The following is a 15,524-nucleotide window of genomic DNA, read 5'->3' as shown; positions in this document are numbered from 1 at the left end:
AAAGCGACAGTCCCCGGCAGGAACCCTGCCGGGGACTGTCGCTTTCGCGGGTGCGGTGGTGTTACTTCGCGACCGAGCCCTGGATCGCGCTCTGGTACTGCGGCTTGTTGTCACCGTCGAACTTGTAGATGCCGATGTAGGCGGTCGACGGGTCGTTGTTCTTGTCGAACGGACCGATGCCGGACGGACCCGTGTAGTGGATGTCCTTGCCGTCGTCGAGGAGTGCCTTGCAGTCCTCGAACGTCGAGCACTCGGTGCCGCCGTCCGCGCCGGAGACCGCAGCCATGTTGGCCTGGATCGTGCCGGAGTCGGTGCCCTTGCCCTTCACCGCTGCGAGGGCGGCGAGGGTGGTGGCGTCGTAGGACTCGGCTGCGTACGAGTAGTCGGTGAGGTCCTTGCCCGACGACGTCTTGTAGTAGTCGACGAGGCGCTGCTTCAGTTCGTCCTTCGGCGAAGCACCGGGGATCGTGCCCTGCGCACCCTCGAGCGTGCCTGGGTCGAAGTCCTTCGAGTAGTCCGCCGTGTTGCCGTCCGACATGTAGATCTTCGCCATGTCGGCGTTCTGCGACTTCAGCTCGGGGATGATCGACTTCGTCTCGTCGAACGCCAGGACGACGATCGCGTCGGGCTTGGTCGCGAGCGCGGCCGTCACCTCGGACGAGAACGTGGTCTGTCCGGGCGGGAACTCCTGGCCCTTGCCCTTGCCGCCGTAGACGACCTGGCCACCAGAGGCCTCGACGGCCTTCTGGACCGAGTTGCGGAGGCCCGTGCCGTACGTGTCGTTGAAGACCAGGAAAGCGACCTTGGCGTTGCCGTCGCCCGTGATGAGCTGGCCGAGCGCCGAACCCTGCACCGAGTCCGGCGGAGCGGTCCGGTAGTAGTACGACGAGTAGCCCGAGAGGTCGGTCGCCGTGTTGGCCGGCGAGATCTCCACGATGCAGTTGCTCGTGAGCTGGTCGATCACGTTGAGCGTCACCGAGGACGACTCCGCGCCGATCGCGACCGGGACCTTCGCGTTGACGAGCTTCGTCGCGGCGGAGCTCGAGACGGTCATGTCGGTGCTGTCACCCGAGTCCGTCTGCGGCTCGATCGTGACGTCCTTGTCGAGCACGCCGCCGGCGGAGTTGATGTCCTCGACCGCGAGGCCGACACCGGACTCGGCGGGCGGGTTGAGGTACGCCAGCGAGCCGGTGAGCGGCAGGATCGTGCCGATCTTCAGCGCGTCGGTGCCTGGTGACGACGGTGCCTTGCAGCTCGACGCCGGGTCCTTCTTCGCTGCCGAAGCCGACGACGACGGGTCGGCGCTGCCGGCCGTGGAGCACGCCGCGAGCAGCACCGCTGCCGCTCCCGCCAGTGCCAGCGCCGTGGTGACGCGGGTGGTTCTGATCATCCGTGGAACCCTTTCTCGGCACGGAGGCTGAGCCGCATCGGGTCGAGTGCGACGCCTCCGTGTGGGGATGCGAGCAAAAGTAGGGTCCGGGTGTTTCGCCCGTGTGACGGGGCGGTACGCAAACTGTTTCGTTACCGAGCCGTGACAGAAGCTGTGCGTCTCCACGGGTTCGCGGCTGGTGCGGTACACCTGCCGGCATGCCCCGCCGGAACGCGAGACGCCCCCGTTCCCTCGAGACACCGCCGGATTCGGCGGCGTCTCGAGGGAACGGGGGCGTCTCGGAGGCCCGAGTGTGTCAGCTGCGGTAGTTCGGCGCCTCGACGACCATCTGGACGTCGTGCGGGTGCGACTCCTTGAGCCCGGCCGGCGTGATGCGGACGAACTTGCCGCGCGCCTTGAGCTCGGGGACCGTGCGGCCGCCGACGTAGAACATCGACTGCCGGAGCCCGCCGACGAGCTGGTACACGACGTTCGCGACCGAGCCGCGGTACGGCACCTGGCCCTCGATGCCCTCCGGCACGAGCTTGTCGTCCGAGGGGACGTCGGCCTGGAAGTACCGGTCCTTCGAGTACGAGGTCTTCTTGCCGCGGGTCTGCAGCGCGCCGAGGGAGCCCATCCCGCGGTACGCCTTGAACTGCTTGCCGCCGACGAACACCAGGTCGCCGGGGGACTCGTCGGTGCCGGCGAGGAGCGAGCCGAGCATCACGGTGTCGGCGCCCGCCACGAGGGCCTTCGCGATGTCGCCCGAGTACTGCAGCCCGCCGTCGGCGATGACCGGCACGCCGGCTTCGCGTGCGGCGAGGGACGCCTCGTAGACCGCGGTGACCTGCGGCACACCGACGCCGGCGACGACGCGGGTGGTGCAGATCGAGCCGGGGCCGACACCGACCTTGACGGCGTCCACACCGGCGTCGATGAGCGCCTGCGCTCCTTCACGCGTGGCTGCCTGGCCGCCGATGACGTCCACACCGTCGAACGCGGGGTCGGCCTTCAGGCGACGGACCATGTCGAGCACGCCGGCGCTGTGGCCGTTGGCGGTGTCGACGACGAGCACGTCCACGCCCGCTTCGAGCAGGGCGGTCGCGCGCTCCCATGCGTCGCCGAAGAAGCCGATCGCCGCACCGACGCGCAGCCGTCCGGCGTCGTCCTTCGTGGCGTCCGGGTACTTCTCGCTCTTGTCGAAGTCCTTGACGGTGATGAGCCCGCGGAGCCTGCCGTCGGCGTCGACGAGCGGGAGCTTCTCGATCTTGTGCTGGGCGAAGATCGCGACGGCGTCGTCCGGGTCGATGCCGACCTGCGCGGTGATGAGCGGCGCCTTGGTCATGACGTCGCGCACCAGCGTGGTCTGCTGCTCGAACGGCGCCACGAACCGCATGTCACGGTTGGTGATGATCCCGACGAGGGTGCCGTCGCCCTCCACCACGGGGAGGCCGGAGACGCGGAACTGTCCACAGAGCGCGTCGACCTCGGCGACGGTGGCGTCCGGGTTGGTGGTCACCGGGTTGGTGATCATGCCCGACTCGGAGCGCTTGACCTTGTCGACCGCGGCGGCCTGGTCGGCGATCGACATGTTGCGGTGCAGGATGCCGATACCGCCCTGGCGCGCCATGGCGATCGCCATGCGTGCCTCGGTGACGGTGTCCATCGCCGCGGAGAGCAGCGGGACGTTGACCGTGATCCGCTTGGTGAGCCGGGACGCGGTCGACGCCTCGCTCGGGATGACGTCGGTGTACCCCGGCAGGAGCATGACGTCGTCGTACGTGAGTCCGATGAATCCGAACGGATCCGGCTGGTCCATGGGTCCCCTTCGTGGGCGAGTGAAGTGGTTTCAGACACCGGGAACGCAGCTGTGGGTTCCGGATAGACCATGCTAACGCGCGCGACGGGGCGCGCATTCCGGATGGGCACGGGCCTGGAGGCTCGGTGCGGGCCCGCCTCGGAGCTCCCTGCACAGCATCACAGTTCCGGCACGAATTCCACAGGGAACGAGATGGAAACACGGGTGACACAAAATCCCCATAGGTTCCTCGGCATCCGAACGAGAGGCTCTTCCGTGGGATCCATCACTCCTGCGGGATCTGCGCTGCTGCGCCGATTCCGCCCCGGTGCGCCAGGTCGTCGCCGACTGGTGCTCGTCGTCGTGCTCGTCGCGGCCTTCCTGGCGACCTTCTTCGTCGACTGGGCCGTGACCCTCCCTGCTCAGGGAGCCACGACCGCGGCCACGGCGAGCGCGACCCCCAGCGCATCCGCCAGCACCGCGCCCTCGAGCACCCAGCCCTGCACCGTCAGCCCGACCAACGGCTGCATCCAGGGCACCATCCTCGACTCCGAGCGGAAGCCGGCCGAGGGCGTGGACGTCGACGTGACCGGCCCGAGCGGCTTCACCGCGACGTCGACGACGACCGACGCCGGCCGTTGGTCCGTCAGCGTCCCGGCCGCCGGGCAGTACTCGGTGACCGTCGACCAGGACACGCTGCCGAAGGGACAGTTCCTGACGAACGCGGCCGACGCGAAGCGCACCGTACAGGCGAACCTCAACGCCAACGCCGGGCAGATCTTCCAGCTGTCCGACCAGCAGGGTGCGACGACGAGCGATGCCTCGACGAGCGTCACACCGGCGCGGGCCTGGCAGCAGTTCGTGTCCGGCATCCGGCTCGGGCTGCTCCTCGCGCTCGCGTCGATCGGTCTCTCGCTGATCTACGGCACGACGGGCCTCTCGAGCTTCTCGCACGGTGAGCAGGTGACCCTCGGCGGGCTCCTCGCCTACGTGTTCGCGAACCAGCTCGGCATGAACGTCTGGCTCGCCGGCGTCATCGTCGTGGCCCTCTGCGCGGCGACCGGGTACTTCCAGGACATGGTCATCTGGAAACCGTTGCGCCGCCGACGGATCAGCCTGACGCAGCTGATGATCGTCACGATCGGTCTGTCGATCGCGGCGCAGTACGCGTTCCAGTACTTCTTCGGGGCCTCGACGGTCCGCATCCAGCAGAGCAACCCCGCGACGGTGACGTTCGCCGGCGTGACGCTGACGGTGCAGTCCTACGTGGCGATGGGCATCGCGCTCGTCGTGCTCGTCGCGACCGGGCTGTTCCTGGCGAAGACGCGGTTCGGCCGTGCCACCCGAGCGGTGTCCGACAACCCGGCGCTCGCGTCGGCGTCCGGCATCGACGTCGACCGGGTCATCCGGTTCGTGTGGACGCTCGCCGCCGGGCTCGCCGGACTGTCCGGCGTGATGCTCGGCCTCGTGCTCAACGGCGTGAACTGGCAGACCGGCCTGCAGCTGCTCCTGCTCATGTTCGCCGCCGTGACCCTCGGTGGTCTCGGCACGGCCTACGGCGCGCTCGTCGGGTCGATGATCATCGGCGTCGTCGTCGAGCTCACGAACCTGGTGCTGCCCGGTGACTTCAAGTACGCCACGGCACTCGTCATCCTCATCCTCATCCTGCTGTTCCGGCCGCAGGGCATCTTCGGTCGCGCCGAGCGGATCGGTTAAGGGAGCGCCGTCATGGACTACATCGTCAACCTCCTCAGCGCACTGACGCAGGAGGCCCTCGCGCCCACCACGGCAGCGTTCGCGCTCGCCGCGATCGGGCTGAACGTGCACTTCGGGCTCACCGGGCTCGTCAACATGGGGCAGGCGGCGTTCCTGCTGCTCGGCGCCTACGGCTTCGCGATCTCGATCACGAACGGGCTGCCCTTCGGGATGGCGGTCCTCGTCGCACTGCTCGTGGCGATCGTCTTCGCGATCATCCTCGGCATCCCGACGCTCCGGCTGCGGGGCGACTACCTGGCGATCGTGACGATCTCCGGCGCGGAGATCATCCGCATGGTCGGCAGGTCGAGTCTCCTCACGACGACGACGGGCGGCTCGAACGGCATCGCCGGATCGGCCTACCGCGACCCGTTCAACGCGCTGAGCTTCCTGCCGGACGGCACGACCACGATCCTGTGGTTCACGTACTCGAACAACGGCGTGAACGGCTGGTGGATCCGCATCGTCGGGTGGGGGCTCGTCGCCCTCTTCACGCTCGTGCTCTTCCTGCTCATGCGCAGCCCGTGGGGCCGCGTCGTGAAGGCCATCCGCGAGGACGAGGACGCGGTGCGCTCCCTCGGCAAGAGCGTGTACTCGTACAAGATGCAGGCGCTCGTCTTCGGTGGTGCGCTCGGAGCGCTCGCCGGGGTCATCTACGTCCTGCCGAGTTCGGTGCAACCGGACGCGATGGGTCGCTCGATGACGTTCTTCATCTGGACCGCGCTCATCCTCGGCGGCGCGGCGACGGTCTTCGGGCCGGTGCTCGGTTCGGTGCTGTTCTTCGTCGTCCGGCTCGCGATCAGGACGCTCGCGAGCGACTTCATCCCCAACTCGATCATGAACGCGCAGCAGGCGGAGCAGTTCTCCTACGTCCTCGTCGGCGTCGCGCTCATGCTGCTCATCGTCTTCCGTCCACAGGGACTCCTCGGGAACAAGAAGGAGCTGACGTTCAGTGTCTGAGACCTCCACGAGCACCGTCGCGCACACGCCGGGCGCCGCGAAGCCCGACGCCATCCTCACCGTCGACAACATCACCAGGAAGTTCGGCGGCATGACCGCCGTCGACGTCGACCACCTCGAGGTCCAGCGCGGCTCGATCACCGCGTTGATCGGACCGAACGGTGCCGGCAAGACGACGTTCTTCAACCTCCTCACCGGGTTCGACAAGCCGTCGAGCGGCAAGGACGCGAGCTGGGTCTTCAACGGCAAGACCCTCGGCAACACCGGTGCCGCCAAGGTGGCCCGGGCCGGCATGGTGCGCACCTTCCAGCTCACCAAGGCGCTGTCGCGGCTCACGGTGATGCAGAACATGCTGCTCGGCGCCAAGGACCAACCCGGCGAGAACTTCTTCGCCGCGCTGATCGCACCGGTCTGGCGCCGCCGTGAGCGGGAGATCACCGCGAAGGCCGAGGAACTCCTCGCCCGGTTCAAGCTGCTCGAGAAGAAGGACGACTACGCGGGATCGCTCTCGGGCGGCCAGCGGAAGCTCCTCGAGATGGCCAGGGCGCTGATGTCCGACCCGACGATGATCATGCTCGACGAGCCGATGGCCGGCGTGAACCCGGCGCTCACCCAGTCGTTGCTCGGGCACATCCAGTCCCTCCGCGACGACGGCATGACCGTGCTCTTCGTCGAGCACGACATGCACATGGTCCGGCACATCTCGGACTGGGTGGTCGTCATGGCCGAGGGGCGCGTCGTCGCCGAGGGGCCGGCCGGCACGGTGATGGACGACCAGGCGGTCATCGACGCGTACCTCGGGGCGCACCACGACACCGACCTCGGCGACGACTCGCTCCTCACCGAGGAGACCTACGAGGAACTCGCCGAAGAGGTCGCCGAGGAGGACGCCGAGGGCGCTGCCGACACGGCGCCGCCGACGGACGCGACGGCGCCACCCGCAACGGACACGACAGCAGACAGCACGGCGGACCCCGCCGACGACGGGAAGGCGACCCGATGACCGACGCGACGAACGGGGCGGAACCGACCCGTGCCTCCAGTCCGACCGGCGGAGCGCAGGCCGGCGGAACCGGGACGGCCACGCTGGAACCGGTGATGCGTGCCAGCGGCCTGGTCGCCGGGTACCTGCCGGGGGTGAACATCCTGAACGGCTGCGACCTGGACTGCTACCCGGGTGAGCTCATCGGCATCATCGGCCCGAACGGAGCCGGCAAGTCGACGCTCCTCAAGGCGCTGTTCGGGCTGGTCTCCGTGCGGGACGGCTCGGTGACGCTGCAGGGCGAGGACATCACCAACATGAAGGCGAACAAGCTCGTGCAGGCGGGCGTCGGGTTCGTGCCGCAGACGAACAACGTGTTCCCGTCGCTGTCCATCGAGGAGAACCTGCAGATGGGGCTCTACCTGCGGCCGCGGAAGTTCGCCGAGCGGCTCGAGGTCATCTACGACCTGTTCCCGGTGCTCGGGCAGCGTCGTGGCCAGCGCGCCGGATCGCTCTCCGGCGGCGAGCGGCAGTCGGTCGCGATGGCCAGGGCGCTGATGATGGACCCGAAGGTGCTGCTGCTCGACGAGCCGTCCGCCGGGCTGTCCCCGGTGCGCCAGGACGAGACGTTCATCCGCACACGCCGGATCAACAAGGCCGGAGTGTCGATCATCATGGTGGAGCAGAACGCGCGACGCTGTCTGCAGATCTGCGATCGTGGGTACGTGCTCGACCAGGGGAAGAACGCGTACTCGGGCACCGGGCGTGAGCTCGCCGACGACCCGAAGGTCATCGAGCTCTACCTGGGGACGCTCGCGAAGGACGTCGACGCCGCTCGCTAGCGCGAGTCGGGGTCGACATGCCGGTGCCGCTGTGGGGGCGGTACCGGCGACCGAGAGGGGTCGTGCGAAGTCGCTTCTGCGCCGCACGGCCCCTCTCCCAGCCTGGAGGCTCGGCTCGGCTCCGCCTTGCGGGTAGCGTTCCGCAGGTGGAACGCGTCTCGAGCATCGCGATGGACATCCTGGTCTGGGTCGTCTTCGCCGTGCTCTTCGTCGGTGCCGCACTGCTCGTGAAGGTCGCGGCGGCGCTGCTCGTCGTGCTCGTCGTCCTGGCGCTCGCACTCGGCCTGACGCTCCGCATGCTCCGCCGACGACGCGCGCGGTAGGCCACCGGTAGGCTTGCCGGGTGAGTGAAGTCGAGATCGGTGCAGGCAAGCGCGGACGTCGGGCGTACGCGTTCGACGACATCGCGGTGGTCCCCTCGCGGCGCACGCGTGACCCGCGTGACGTGAACGTGCAGTGGTCGATCGACGCCTTCACCTTCGAAGCGCCGATCCTCGCCGCGCCGATGGACTCCGTCGCCTCGCCGGCGACGGTCATCCAGATGGGCAAGGCCGGCATCCTCGGTGTCCTGGACCTCGAGGGGCTCTGGACCCGGTACGAGGACCCGGAGCCCTACTACGCCGAGATCCGTGCGCTCACCGACGGCAACGTCACGAAGCGCATGCAGGAGATCTACGCCGAGCCGGTCAAGGCCGAGCTCATCACCGCGCGGCTCGCCGAGATCCGCGCCGCCGGGGTCCCGGTCGCCGGGTCGCTCAGCCCGCAGCGCACGCAGGAGTTCTCCCAGACCGTCGTCGACGCCGGTGTCGACCTGTTCGTCATCCGCGGCACCACCGTCTCCGCGGAGCACGTGTCGCAGAGCACCGAGCCCCTCAACCTCAAGAATTTCATCTACGAGCTCGACGTCCCCGTGATCGTCGGCGGTGCGTCGACCTACACGGCCGCCCTGCACCTCATGCGGACCGGTGCCGCCGGTGTGCTCGTCGGGTTCGGCGGCGGCGCTGCCTCCACCACCCGTGCCGCGCTGGGCATCCACGCACCGATGGCCACCGCGGTCGCCGACATCGCCGGCGCCCGCCGTGACTACATGGACGAGTCGGGTGGCCGCTACGTGCACGTCATCGCGGACGGCGGCCTCGACACCGCCGGCGACGTCGTGAAGGCGATCGCGATGGGTGCCGACGCCGTCATGCTCGGCACGGCACTCGCCCGTGCGACCGAAGCCCCCGGCGGCGGGTTCCACTGGGGGGCCGAGGCGCACCACCCGGAGCTGCCGCGCGGCCGCCGTGTCGAGGTCGGCACGATCGCCCCGCTCGAGAACATCCTGAACGGCCCGACCCCGACGTGGGACGGCCGCGCGAACATCGTCGGGGCGCTGCGTCGCTCGATGGCGACGACCGGTTACTCCGACGTCAAGGAGTTCCAGCGAGTAGAAGTGGTCGTGGCGCCGTACCACCAGCAGTGACGGTGGCACCCGTGCAGCGCGGGTGACGCTCCGGCGCCGCTCGCAACGGCAGCGCGGAGGCGATGATGGCAACGACGGTCTCGGGCAAGAAGGCACCGACCGGAGCATTCGGCACGGCGGGGTTCGACCCCCGGGCGAAGCTCGGACCGGACGAACGCGCGGCCGCGATCGAGGTGCTGAAGACCAAGGAGCTGGACGTCCTGGTCGTCGGCGGCGGGATCGTCGGCGGTGGGAGCGCGCTCGATGCGGTGACCCGCGGACTGAGCGTCGGCATCGTCGAAGCCCGTGACTGGGGATCCGGTACGTCGAGTCGCTCGTCGAAGCTCGTCCACGGCGGCATCCGCTACCTCGAGCAGCTCAACTTCGGGCTCGTCCGAGAAGCCCTCATCGAGCGCGGCCTGCTGCTCCAGCGCATCGCGCCGCACCTCGTGAAGCCGGTCCGGTTCCTGTACCCGCTGAACCACCGCGTCTGGGAGCGCTTCTACATCGGCATCGGCATGGCGATGTACGACGCGTTCAGCTGGTCGGGTGGGCGCCCGCCCGGTGTCCCGCACCACCGACACCTCAGCCGCACGCAGGTGCTCCGCTCGATGCCGTCCCTGAAGAAGGACGCCTTCGTCGGGGGGATGACCTACTACGACGCCCAGGTGGACGACGCCCGCTACGTGTCCTCACTGGTCCGGACGGCTGCGTCCTACGGCGCCCACGCCGCGTCGCGCATCCGCATCGAGGGGTTCGTCAAGGTCGGCGAACGAGTCGTCGGCGCACACGCGCACGACATCCAGACCGGCGAGAAGTTCGAGATCAAGGCCAAGCAGGTCGTCAACGCGACGGGTGTCTGGACGGACGACACCCAGGCGATGGTGGGCACGCGGGGGCAGTTCAAGGTGCGGGCGTCGAAGGGCGTGCACCTCGTCATCCCACGCGACCGCTTCCAGTCGAACATGGGGATGATCCTCCGCACCGAGAAGAGCGTGCTGTTCGTCATCCCGTGGGGACGGCACTGGCTCGTCGGGACCACCGACACCGACTGGTACCTCGACAAGGCGCACCCGGCAGCCACCGCCGCGGACATCGACTACATCCTCGAACACGTCAACAAGGTGCTCCGCGTCCCGCTCACCCGCGAGGACGTCGAGGGCGTCTACGCCGGACTCCGGCCGCTGCTCGCGGGGGAGTCGGACCAGACGTCGAAGCTCAGCCGCGAACACGTCGTCGCGCACACGGTGCCGGGGCTCGTGGTCGTCGCGGGTGGCAAGTGGACCACCTACCGGGTGATGGGCAAGGACGCCATCGACGAGGCGGTGGCCGCGATGGACGGCAAGATCCCGGCGTCGACCACCGAGGACATCCCGCTGCTCGGTGCCGAGGGGTACCCGGCGGCGTGGAACAAGCGCGGACGCACCGCCCGCTCGTTCGGGCTGCACAAGGTCCGCGTCGAGCACCTGCTCAACCGGTACGGCACGCTCACCAGCGAGGTGCTCCAGCTCGTGAAGGAGGACCCCGCGCTCGCCGAGGCGCTCCCGGGGGCGGACGACTACATCGGTGCCGAGGTCGTGTACGCGGCCTCGCACGAGGGAGCACTCCACCTGGAAGACGTCCTCGCCCGCCGGACCCGCATCTCCATCGAGGCGTGGGACCGTGGCGAGTCGGCTGCTCCCGTGGCGGCGAAGCTCATGGCCGGTGTGCTCGGCTGGGACCAGGAGCAGACCGAGGCCGAGGTGTCGAACTACCTCAAGCGCGTCGCCGCCGAGCGGGCCTCGCAGCTCGAGCCGGACGACGCGTCCGCTGACCGTGTGCGTCTCGAGGCGCCGGACATCGCGTTCGGGTTCGAGGAGGACGACGTGGTCGTCGGCGGCGGGCGGAGCGAGGGCGCCGAGGGTGCGACGGCGAGCGACGAGCAGGTCGTCGGCGAGAAGACCACCGAGCCGAAGTAGTCGCGGAGGCGATCGGGTGCTTCAATTGCTGTACCGGGTAGCCGGTACAGCAAAGGAGCATCATGACCGTCACCGCGTCTCGTCCCGTCTCCGTCGACATCGGCGCCCTCGACCCGGCTGACGTCGTCGCCGTGGCACGGCACGGTGCCCTCGTCGAGCTCAGCCCGGCGTCCCTCGTCGCGATGGCCGACAGCCGCGCGGTGATCGAGGCGCTGGCCGACGACACCGCGCCGCACTACGGGGTCTCGACGGGGTTCGGCGCACTCGCGACGAAGCAGATCCCGTTCGACCGACGGCAGCAGCTGCAGGCGTCCCTCGTCCGGAGCCACGCTGCGTCGAGCGGTCCGGCGATCGAGGACGAGGTCGTCCGTGCGCTCATGCTCCTGCGGCTCTCCACCCTGGCGACCGGTCGTACCGGGGTCCGGCCGGACGTCGCGCTGACGTACGCGTCGCTGCTGAACGCCAGGATCACGCCGGTGATCGGCGAGTACGGCAGCCTGGGCTGCTCCGGCGACCTCGCACCGCTGGCGCACTGTGCGCTCGCCGCGATGGGCGAGGGCGAGGTGCGGGTCGACGGCGTCCCGATGCCGGCCGCCGACGCGCTCGCCGTTGCGGGCATCGAGCCACTCGTCCTCCGTGAGAAGGAGGGGCTCGCGCTCATCAACGGCACCGACGGCATGCTCGGGATGCTCCTCCTCGCGCTGGCAGACCTGCGGGACCTCGTCGCCACCGCCGACCTCGCCGCCGCCATGAGCGTCGAGGGGCTCGCCGGGACGGACACGGTGTTCGCCGCCGATCTGCAGGCGCTCCGGCCGCACCCGGGGCAGGCGCGGTCGGCAGCGAACATGCGGGCCGCCCTCGACGGGTCACCCGTCATCGCCGCACATCGCTCGTCCGGCTTCACCCGGGTGCAGGACGCCTACTCGCTGCGGTGCGCACCCCAGGTGCACGGTGCGGCCCGCGACACCCTCGACCACGCGGCGCTCGTCGCCTCGCGTGAGCTCGCGTCGGCGGTCGACAACCCCGTCGTGACGATCGACGGGCGTGTGGAGTCGAACGGCAACTTCCACGGGGCGCCGATCGGCTACGTGCTCGACTTCGTCGCGATCGCGGTGGCTGACGTCGCGAGCATGTCGGAGCGACGGACGGACCGGTTCCTGGACGCGAGCCGGTCGGGAGGGCTGCCGCCGTTCCTGGCGAACGACCCCGGTGTGGACTCCGGGCACATGATCGCGCAGTACACCCAGGCCGGGATCGTCTCCGAGCTGAAGCTGCTCGCGGTGCCGGCGTCGGTGGACTCGATCCCGACGTCCGCGATGCAGGAGGACCACGTGTCGATGGGCTGGAGCGCCGCGCGGAAGCTCCGTCGCGCGGTCGACGGACTCGGGCGTGTGCTCGCGATCGAGATCATGACCGCTGCTCGGGCGGCGGACTTCCGCGGGGAGTCGTCGGCACCCGTGACCGGCGCGGTCCGGGCCGCGCTCCGGCAGCGCGTGGCCGGTCCTGGCGACGATCGGTGGTTGGCGCCGGAGATCGCCGCGGCGGTCGAGCTCGTCGTCGACGGAACGCTCCTGACTGCTGCACGGGACGCGGGAGCCGACGTCCGCTGACCGCGCGATGCGATCTCCACAGATGGAATGCGCCGGGGCCATCGGTGGTTAGCATGGGCGTACTCGAAAAGGGAGCCATCATGGTCGACGTTCACCGCGTCAAACTCCCCGGAGTCGGCGTGCTGCACAGCTTCTACACCGACGACGGTGGCAAGTGTGGTGTCATCACGCACCGGTCGGGACACTCCGACCTCATCTCCTTCGCGGACGTCTCCGACGGCGCCGACAAGTCGGAGAAGGTGTCGCTGCGCCTCAGTGAGGACGAAGCGCACACCCTCGCCGAGCTGCTCGGCGGCACCCGCATCACCGAGGGGCTCGACAAGCTCGACGAGATCCCCGGGCTGTCGATCGACTGGTTCTCGGTCGACTACGACGACGCGATCGCCGGCAAGCCGCTCGGCGACCTGCACGACTCGGGCTTCATCGGCCTGACCGTCGTGGCCGTCGTCCGTGGCGACAGCGCCAACCCGGCGCCGTCACCGGACTTCGTCGTCTTCCCGGGTGACACGATCGTCGTCGCCGGCGCTCCCGAGAAGGTCGCGAAGGCCTTCTCGTTCTACCGCAGCGGTGAGCTCGCGGCGGCAGCAGCTGCCGAGGCCCCGCCCGGAAGGTAGCGCGGATGCACCTGGGTGGTGAGCTGCTCACCATCGGCGGCCTGTTCCTCATCGCCTACGTCCTCGGACGCCTCGGCAAGCTGATCGGCCTGCCCGCCATCCCGATCTACATGATCGTCGGGCTCATCGCGAGCCCGCACACGCCGTGGATCGGGCTGAGCGTCGAATCGCACACGATCGAGCTCATCGCCACCTTCGGTCTGATCCTGCTGCTGTTCAACCTGGGGCTGGAGTTCGACCAGGAAGAGTTCTACGGCAACGCCGGCAAACTCCTGGTGTCCGGCGGCACGTACGTCGCGATCAACATGGGCGTGGGGTTCGCCTTCGGGTTCTCCCTGGGCTGGGGCACCCGGGAAGCCCTGATCATCGCCGGGATGACGGCGACGTCGTCCAGTGCGATCGTCACGAAGCTGCTCATCGAACTCCGCCGTCTGGCCAACGACGAGACCCCGATGATCCTCGGCGTCACCGTGATCGAGGACGTCTTCATCGCGATCTACCTCGCGATCGTCTCCGTCGTGCTGTCCGGCGACACGAACGTGTGGGGCGTGATCGGCAAGCTCGGGCTGGCGTTCGGGTTCCTCATCGTGATGTTCAGCCTGGCGCGGTGGGGCGGCAAACAGGTCTCGCGGATCTTCGCGACGCGCGACGACGAGCTCTTCACGATCCTGTTCTTCGGTCTCGCCGTGATGTTCGGTGGCATCGGGGAGCTCCTCGGCGTGACCGACGCGATCGGCGCGTTCGTGATCGGCCTGCTCTGCGGCGCGACGCGCTACCGCGACCGCATCGAGCAGCTGGCGCTCCCGATGCGTGACGTCTTCGCGGCGTTCTTCTTCGTCAACTTCGGCCTCGGTCTCGACATCGCCACGTTCGGCGAGGTGCTCTGGCCGGTCCTCGCGGCGGTCGGCATGACGGTCGTGCTGAACGCCGTCGCAGGGCAGCTCGTCGCCCGGATGAACGGCTTCTCCGTCCAGCAGGGGATCAACACCGCGGTGATCCTGGTGAACCGTGGCGAGTTCGCGCTGATCCTCGCGACGCTCTCGGCTGCCGCCGGACTGGAGGCACGGATCACCGCGTTCGCGGGCCTGTACGTCCTCATCATGGCGATCCTCGGGCCGTTGCTCGCCTCGAACTCGGACCGGATCGGCCGCCTCGTGGTCCGTCCTGCCCGGGTGCGCAAGTTGCGCGGGCGCGAGCGCGCCGCCGCCGAGGCGGCGGCTGCGCGCAAGGCCGAACGCGATGCCCGGTTCGCCGAGGAGATCGCCCTCGTGGAGGCTGCTGGCAGCGAAGGGCGAGAGAATGGTCGACCGGAGACGACATCCGAGCGTGAACCGGAGACGGTGAGCACGGGGACGTCGTCGGTCGAGATCCCCGCCGAGCGCCCCGAACGCCCGGCACGCCAGCGCGATCCGGAGTACTGATACGCATGTGGGCCGTAGCCCGACGACCGAGATGGATCGCGCTGCTGCTGCTCGCGCTGGTCCTCGCAGCGGTGTTCGCATTCCTCGGCAAGTGGCAACTCGAGCGCAGCATCGAGAACGGCAAGCCGCTCCCGGCCACCACCGAGACGCGCCACGTGTTGTCGGACGTGTCGAAGCCCGAGCGCGGGGTGGGTGACAGCCTCGCCGGTCAGAAGGTGACCGTCACCGGCCGCTTCGTGGAAGGTGACACGACCGTCCTGACCGGGCGCAGCGGGGGCGGGAAGTACCAGACCGTCGGACACATGGTCGACACGACCACCGGAGCGAGCCTCCCGGTCGTCATCGGCTGGTCCGACCAGAAGGCAGCCGCCGTCGCCGGCGGTGACCGCCTGGCGGACGGCGCGACCGTCACGGTGCAGGGGCGGTACTACCCGTCCGAGTCCCCGGACCAGGACTCGTTCCAGCAGAACGAGTACTCCGCCGTCGCACCCGCGCGGTTCGTGAACACGTGGAAGGCGTTCGACGACCGCATGTACGGCGGCTACGTCGTCGCGGACGGCGCCACGGCGAAGGCAGCGGACCTGTCCACCGTGGCCGACCGTGCACCGACCCGCGACGTCCAGTTCGACTGGCTGAACCTGTTCTACGCGGTCGAGTGGGTCGTCTTCGCCGGGTTCGCCGTGTTCCTCTGGTGGCGCTTCGTGAAGGACGCCTGGGAGCGCGAGAACGAGGACGAAGAGGTCATGCTCGCACGACGGTAGGATGGCCGAT

Annotated in this window: 13 protein-coding genes; 11 read left to right on the top strand and 2 right to left on the bottom strand. The window is 69.1% G+C overall.

Going from position 1 to position 15,524, the window contains the following annotated elements:
* Positions 1 to 61: 61 nt before the first annotated feature.
* Complete coding sequence (locus AAEP80_RS01180) at positions 62 to 1,390, bottom strand: ABC transporter substrate-binding protein (protein WP_420365655.1); 1,329 nt, start codon at positions 1,388 to 1,390, stop codon at positions 62 to 64.
* A 295-nt stretch (positions 1,391 to 1,685) separates the two neighbouring features.
* Complete coding sequence (guaB, locus tag AAEP80_RS01175; RefSeq protein ID WP_420365654.1) at positions 1,686 to 3,188, bottom strand: IMP dehydrogenase; 1,503 nt, start codon at positions 3,186 to 3,188, stop codon at positions 1,686 to 1,688.
* A gap of 342 nt (positions 3,189 to 3,530) precedes the next feature.
* On the opposite strand from guaB, the gene AAEP80_RS01170 reads away from it, so the two are divergent.
* The 11 genes from AAEP80_RS01170 (at position 3,531) to AAEP80_RS01120 (ending at position 15,514) form a co-directional block, all read left to right on the top strand.
* Entirely contained in the window at positions 3,531 to 4,883 is a 1,353-nt protein-coding gene (locus tag AAEP80_RS01170) for a branched-chain amino acid ABC transporter permease (protein ID WP_420366833.1), read from the top strand.
* Positions 4,884 to 4,895: 12 nt separating this feature from the next.
* Entirely contained in the window at positions 4,896 to 5,882 is a 987-nt protein-coding gene (locus AAEP80_RS01165) for a branched-chain amino acid ABC transporter permease (protein ID WP_281265967.1), read from the top strand.
* A complete protein-coding gene (locus AAEP80_RS01160) occupies positions 5,875 to 6,885 on the top strand; it encodes an ABC transporter ATP-binding protein (RefSeq protein ID WP_413600738.1) in 1,011 nt (336 codons plus the stop codon). The genes AAEP80_RS01165 and AAEP80_RS01160 overlap by 8 nt, the downstream gene beginning before the upstream one ends.
* Positions 6,882 to 7,706, top strand: coding sequence for an ABC transporter ATP-binding protein (locus AAEP80_RS01155; protein ID WP_420365653.1), 825 nt, complete (start codon positions 6,882 to 6,884; stop codon positions 7,704 to 7,706). The genes AAEP80_RS01160 and AAEP80_RS01155 overlap by 4 nt, the downstream gene beginning before the upstream one ends.
* 146 nt (positions 7,707 to 7,852) lie before the next feature.
* Positions 7,853 to 8,029, top strand: coding sequence for a hypothetical protein (locus AAEP80_RS01150; protein ID WP_420365652.1), 177 nt, complete (start codon positions 7,853 to 7,855; stop codon positions 8,027 to 8,029).
* 20 nt (positions 8,030 to 8,049) lie between these two features.
* Positions 8,050 to 9,171: a GuaB3 family IMP dehydrogenase-related protein gene (locus tag AAEP80_RS01145; RefSeq protein ID WP_420365651.1), complete on the top strand. Its 1,122-nt coding sequence runs from the start codon at positions 8,050 to 8,052 to the stop codon at positions 9,169 to 9,171.
* A gap of 65 nt (positions 9,172 to 9,236) precedes the next feature.
* Positions 9,237 to 11,108: a glycerol-3-phosphate dehydrogenase/oxidase gene (locus tag AAEP80_RS01140; protein ID WP_420365650.1), complete on the top strand. Its 1,872-nt coding sequence runs from the start codon at positions 9,237 to 9,239 to the stop codon at positions 11,106 to 11,108.
* A gap of 62 nt (positions 11,109 to 11,170) precedes the next feature.
* Positions 11,171 to 12,718, top strand: a complete 1,548-nt coding sequence (gene hutH, locus AAEP80_RS01135; protein ID WP_420365649.1) for a histidine ammonia-lyase — start codon at positions 11,171 to 11,173, stop codon at positions 12,716 to 12,718.
* Positions 12,719 to 12,798: 80 nt separating this feature from the next.
* Positions 12,799 to 13,332 carry a cation:proton antiporter regulatory subunit gene (locus tag AAEP80_RS01130; RefSeq protein ID WP_144760467.1) on the top strand — a complete coding sequence of 178 codons (534 nt, stop codon included), beginning with the start codon at positions 12,799 to 12,801 and terminating at the stop codon, positions 13,330 to 13,332.
* Between the two features lie 5 nt (positions 13,333 to 13,337).
* Positions 13,338 to 14,753: a cation:proton antiporter gene (locus AAEP80_RS01125; protein WP_420365648.1), complete on the top strand. Its 1,416-nt coding sequence runs from the start codon at positions 13,338 to 13,340 to the stop codon at positions 14,751 to 14,753.
* A 5-nt stretch (positions 14,754 to 14,758) separates the two neighbouring features.
* Positions 14,759 to 15,514 carry an SURF1 family cytochrome oxidase biogenesis protein gene (locus AAEP80_RS01120; protein ID WP_413600744.1) on the top strand — a complete coding sequence of 252 codons (756 nt, stop codon included), beginning with the start codon at positions 14,759 to 14,761 and terminating at the stop codon, positions 15,512 to 15,514.
* Positions 15,515 to 15,524 lie beyond the last annotated feature (10 nt).

Source organism: Curtobacterium sp. L3-7 (assembly GCF_048756585.1).
Taxonomy (GTDB): domain Bacteria; phylum Actinomycetota; class Actinomycetes; order Actinomycetales; family Microbacteriaceae; genus Curtobacterium.
Note: the sequence above shows the minus strand (reverse complement) of the source record. Positions and strands in the feature narration are given on the sequence as shown.

What these genes read in the sequence shown, in the direction of transcription:
- AAEP80_RS01180 (WP_420365655.1), bottom strand. Translation starts at nt 1,390, where the DNA reads ATGATCAGAACCACCCGCGTCACCACGGCGCTGGCACTGGCGGGAGCG.
- guaB (WP_420365654.1), bottom strand. Translation starts at nt 3,188, where the DNA reads ATGGACCAGCCGGATCCGTTCGGATTCATCGGACTCACGTACGACGAC.
- AAEP80_RS01165 (WP_281265967.1), top strand. Translation starts at nt 4,896, where the DNA reads ATGGACTACATCGTCAACCTCCTCAGCGCACTGACGCAGGAGGCCCTC.
- AAEP80_RS01155 (WP_420365653.1), top strand. Translation starts at nt 6,882, where the DNA reads ATGACCGACGCGACGAACGGGGCGGAACCGACCCGTGCCTCCAGTCCG.
- AAEP80_RS01140 (WP_420365650.1), top strand. Translation starts at nt 9,237, where the DNA reads ATGGCAACGACGGTCTCGGGCAAGAAGGCACCGACCGGAGCATTCGGC.
- hutH (WP_420365649.1), top strand. Translation starts at nt 11,171, where the DNA reads ATGACCGTCACCGCGTCTCGTCCCGTCTCCGTCGACATCGGCGCCCTC.
- AAEP80_RS01130 (WP_144760467.1), top strand. Translation starts at nt 12,799, where the DNA reads ATGGTCGACGTTCACCGCGTCAAACTCCCCGGAGTCGGCGTGCTGCAC.
- AAEP80_RS01125 (WP_420365648.1), top strand. Translation starts at nt 13,338, where the DNA reads ATGCACCTGGGTGGTGAGCTGCTCACCATCGGCGGCCTGTTCCTCATC.
- AAEP80_RS01120 (WP_413600744.1), top strand. Translation starts at nt 14,759, where the DNA reads ATGTGGGCCGTAGCCCGACGACCGAGATGGATCGCGCTGCTGCTGCTC.